2 protein-coding genes and 1 pseudogene are annotated in these 4864 nt (G+C 45.8%); 2 read left to right on the top strand and 1 reads right to left on the bottom strand.

Annotated elements, in window-relative coordinates:
* The first annotated feature begins 185 nt into the window (after positions 1 to 185).
* Positions 186 to 2852 (top strand): glycosyltransferase family protein, encoded by a 2667-nt coding sequence (locus tag L6758_RS10870; RefSeq protein ID WP_237206094.1) that lies wholly within the window; start codon positions 186 to 188, stop codon positions 2850 to 2852.
* Positions 2853 to 2906: 54 nt separating this feature from the next.
* Positions 2907 to 3833, top strand: a complete 927-nt coding sequence (locus L6758_RS10865) for a hypothetical protein (protein WP_237206093.1) — start codon at positions 2907 to 2909, stop codon at positions 3831 to 3833.
* A gap of 55 nt (positions 3834 to 3888) precedes the next feature.
* Here L6758_RS10865 and L6758_RS10860 read toward each other — a convergent pair.
* Positions 3889 to 4635: pseudogene (locus tag L6758_RS10860) on the bottom strand (DUF6270 domain-containing protein).
* Positions 4636 to 4864: the final 229 nt, after the last annotated feature.

Raw genomic sequence — 4864 nt, 5'->3', positions numbered from 1 at the left:
CGCACATCAAGACTTGGCGGATTCTTCATACGGGGTTTAGGCGGCCGTTAGGGTTGTATGGGCGGGTGTTTTCGGTGGTGCGGGGGTTGGTGTTTTTGGCTGCGGGTGGGACTTTTGAATAAGCCTCAGTTATTCTCTCTGACGTCGCCCCCCACAAAGACCTTGCTGGTCTTGAGGAAAGAGCCTTGCTATTTGAAGCCGGGAACGCGTCTGAGCTAGCAAAAGCTATCCGCCGGCTAATTGAAGATAGTGAGCTAGCTTCAAATCTAGGTAGAGCAGCAAGACTTTGGACAGTTGATCACAGAACTTGGGCAAATATCGGAAACCAGATAGTAGAGGCTCATAGGCAGGCTGTAACCTTCCATAAGGCCCACCTTGCGGCCGACATGCGTGAACTTAAAGATTTAAAGGTTGGTGTTATTGCTGACGAGTTCACTTCCTCTACGCTAGCAGCTTCCTTTAAAACATCGCCCATTAGGCGGAGTTCTTGGAAGAAACAGCTTCTAAAGCATAACTATGATTTGGTTTTTATTGAATCAGCGTGGAACGGCAACTCTGGGGAATGGCATAAGGGGGTAGGTTACTACGGTGCTGAAGAAAACAGCGATATTATCGGTGTAATCAACACCTGCCGTGAGCTAGGAGTACCCACTGTATTTTGGAATAAAGAAGATCCAATCCACTACGAGCGTTTTTATAAAATAGCTGCTCGTTGCGACCATGTCTTCACTACCGACAGTAACATGGTTCCTAAATATCTCTCAAATCAATGGTCCGTCAATAAAACTGTTTCATCATTACCTTTTTATGCTCAGCCAGCTATCCACAATCCGTTAGCTTCTCAGCGTCCGTTCGATTCAACTGTTGCCCATGCTGGAACCTACTATGGAGATCGTTACAAGCTTCGTTCTCAGCAGTTGCGTCGCATGTTAGAGGTAGCTCAGCCTTTCGGGCTCGCTATTTATGATCGTCAGCTGGCATACGAAAACTCTCCGTATTCTTTCCCAGATGAGTTCCAAAGCAATGTTCGCGGGGTTCTCCCCTACCAGGAGGTCATTGACTCCTACAAAACACATATCGCGCACATTAACGTAAATTCTGTCAGTGACTCTCCGACTATGTTTTCCCGTCGTGTGGTCGAAATTGCCGCTTGTGGTGGTCTTGTCCTCTCTGGCCCGGGGCGCGGTATAGAGGAAACTTTCGGTAACACAATTCCTGCATCCAATGATGCAGAGCTATGGAAAGCTCTGCTGTATTCTTGGACGACAAATCCGGTTGCCAGAATAAACGAAGCATGGTTCCAGCTACGCACAGTGTATAGAGCCCATACCGTCAATACTGCGTTAACGATTTTGGCACGCACTGCAGGGATTGCTGTTAAGGCACCGGCACTGGATTCATATTCTGTGGTTGTCGCGGATTCTTCGCCTGAAGTGCTGAAGGCTATTGCTAGCCAGTCTGTAAAGCCAGAAGCTATCTACCTGAGTAAACCGTCTTCGGTTGCAGACGCTTTGTTCAAGCACTCAGAAACCAAAATAATCATCGGCGACTTTAGCTCTTCTGAAAAAATTGGCACCTGGATCTCAACTGTATCGAGCCCCCTCCCCCGTACACATTTTGAGGATCTGCTCTACAGTACCCGTTACGGTTCTTGGAAGCATATAACATACCGAACCGCGACTTCTTCTGATAGCGGGATGCCTCTGGCAACGCCCTACAGTGAAGATAGAAATCTATCAGTTGGTAGTCTTTCGAGGTTTAAGAATGCTGAAGAATTCACTAATCTGAGCAGTCTAGAACTGCTGCTTCCTCCTATCGAGGAATCTACCGGAACTGAGCCTATTGGCGATCTTGATAGTTTTGGTGATGTAGAGTCACTCAAAAACCTTACTGTCCTGTTTGCAGGGCATGATTTAAAGTTTGCCCGAGATCTTATTTCAGCAACTGAAAAAGAAGCAAAGGGTATCCTGATTGATCAATGGGCAAACCATAGCAAACATGACGAAGAATTATCCATCAGGCTATTAGAACAGGCTGACGTTATCTTCTGTGAGTGGGGTCTAGGAAATGCTGTATGGTACTCACAGCATGTGAAACCGCACCAAAGGCTGGTCGTCAGAGTTCATTCGCAGGAACTACGACGCCCCTACCTTTCCCGCATCAAACACTCAAGTGTTAGCAAGTATATCTTCGTTGGAGAGTTAATACGCCAAGCTGCGGTAATTAGCCATGGCGTTCCGGCTGATAAAACCGTTATTATTCCGAATACAGTCGACACTGAGGCTCTTTCTCTCCCCAAAACTGATGGTGCAGAGTTTAACATTGGGCTCGTTGGAATTGTTGCAAGAGGAAAACGTCTCGACCGAGCACTGGATGTGCTTGAGCGTCTCCACCAGGTAGACACCCGTTATAAGCTTTTCATTAAGGGCAAACAGCCTTCTGATTACCCCTGGATGCTTAATCGTCCTGATGAAATGGCTTACTATAATGCTCAATACAGCCGAATTGAAGAAATTAACAACAGAGTACCGGGCGCAGTAGTCTTTGATCCCCACGGGAACGACATGCCTCAGTGGTACCAAAAAATTGGTATTGCACTCTCTGTGAGTGATTTTGAGTCGTTCCATCTAACGCTTCCAGATGGCGCAGCCTCTGGAGCTCGCCCGATGACACTCGATTGGCCAGGAGCTGACTTGATTTACCCCAGAGACTGGATTTTCTCATCTACAGAGGAAATTAGCCAAGCGATTCTTGGCCAGACCCCCTTCACCACTGGGTTTGAAGATGAACTTGGCAAAGAAAGGGTAACACGAGCGATTATCTCAACTATGTTTAACGAAAATATTGGATGATATTTTCTTATTTTGAGGGGCGCCCCCACTAGATACAAAATTTTAGGAGCCTAAATGCATAACTATCAGACATGGGGCGCGTCCCACACCACGTGGTATTCGCCAGATGCATTCTGTTCACAAAACCACCATGCTGATGGAGTACACACTGTAACTAAAGAAAATTTTTCAGTTAATCTTCTGCTCCACGGCAATCCGCTTCAAACTGAATATGACTTTATTCCAGTATTCTTTGGTGGCGCTATTGCTAACAGAGCACAGCTAAACCCTCCATTTTTTAGTGGAGTTGCTCTGTCAAAAAATTTACGCTTACCCTCTATTTGCGTCTCAGACCCAGTCGTCGAGAATAACCAAGAAGTAAATCTCGCCTGGTATGCAGGAGTTCCAGAAACAAAATTCCAGATGCGACTCACCGAGTTATTTAAGGCTATAGCCGTTAATTCTGGAAAAAAATTGCTCTTTATTGGTGGCTCGGGAGGAGGCTTTGCCTCTCTCTATTACAGCGTTCGACTCCCCGAATACTCTGGAGCACTGGTATGGAACCCTCAAACGTCCATTTTGAATTATTATTCAGATCCAGTTCAGCGTTTTCTCACTGCCGTTGGTGTTCCATCATCTGTACTGCACACCAAGAACTGGAAATCTGAAGTACGCGAGTGGAGAAAGGGGCTGGTTGATGTAGAACTATGGGGAAGTCATTTTCTAGATAGTAATCAGATTTCAATTATTTTGCAGAACAAAACCGACTGGCATTTAGAAAAGCACTTTCTACCTTGGATTAGCACTTCAACGTGGAAGCAACGTGACACACCCGAAGCTAGCTACTACGCAAAAGATGACAATCATCTAGCTGCTGTAGCTGATTTCGCAGAGGGACATTCACCTATCCCACTTCCTATATTGAATAAAATATTATCTGCAGTAATTATTGACAAAAAAACAGCCGCCGCAGCCGTGTCGGAAGCTGTCAAAATGATTTAGCTAAAAATCACCCCTTTGCGCTTCTCACCCGAGAAGATCAAAGGGGTTCACAGTGTCATATTATGTTTTTTATGTACCTTACTACATACTCATATGCTTCGCTACTGTAGTGAAAGGGCGACGGCCCCCACTGATGGCTAGCATCTGTAACAGCCAAATGCAGTGGAACAGTTATAATTCTACAACCCTTATCTTCAAGAAAATCGAAATAGCGGGGGTATAGGGAATTTGCTGCACTCGGTTGTAGCATCCAGTCTGGGGCTTTATAAGGGGTACCGTCTTTATATGTCTCTGCCCAATCAATTCTTAAAATTAGAACCTTCTCCAGTAGACTCTGCTCTGTAAGAATATCTATCAAGGTAGAAACAGCAGCTGACCAGAGTGAAAAATGCTGTTCGCTTCCAAATTCAACGATTTCTCCACCCCGGGACATCTCCCTACCGCCATGGCCCCAAAATTCAGCTAATTTAGTAACATAACCGTCTTTAAACTGTGCGACGCCACCGCGTTCGTCCACCAAGTCAAATAATAATAAATCAACATCAGAGGGGAGCTACTTGAGAGCCCGTGGCAAGGAGCCTTCTATATCACCCCGCACCATACGCTGCTGAAAATTTGAAGGTATCGGCTTAAGTTGAGCCTCAAACTCTTCATACGCAAGAGGGCTAAAAGCACTAATGATTGATTGCCGAGCTATATACTCTACAATCTCAACCTCATCAATTAAAAGCTCCACAGTATCACGCGACACACAACTTCCATATATAAATATTTTGGTTGCTTTTTTATCGGGATTACCCATTAAAGTCCTCGACGCGTGTACCGATGCCAAATAGTTCTTCCAACGAAGCTATAGTCCGTATGGAGGCTTTCCCATCTCCGTAAGGATTCACAGCATTAGCCATAGAGGCTTATTCAAAAGTCCCACCCGCAGCCAAAAACACCAACCCCCGCACCACCGAAAACACCCGCCCATACAACCCTAACGGCCGCCTAAACCCCGTATGAAGAATCCGCCAAGTCTTGATGTG

It is taken from the genome of Rothia nasimurium, assembly GCF_928382285.1.
In the GTDB taxonomy this organism is placed as follows: Bacteria; Actinomycetota; Actinomycetes; order Actinomycetales; family Micrococcaceae; genus Rothia; species Rothia nasimurium_E.
Note: the sequence above shows the minus strand (reverse complement) of the source record. Positions and strands in the feature narration are given on the sequence as shown.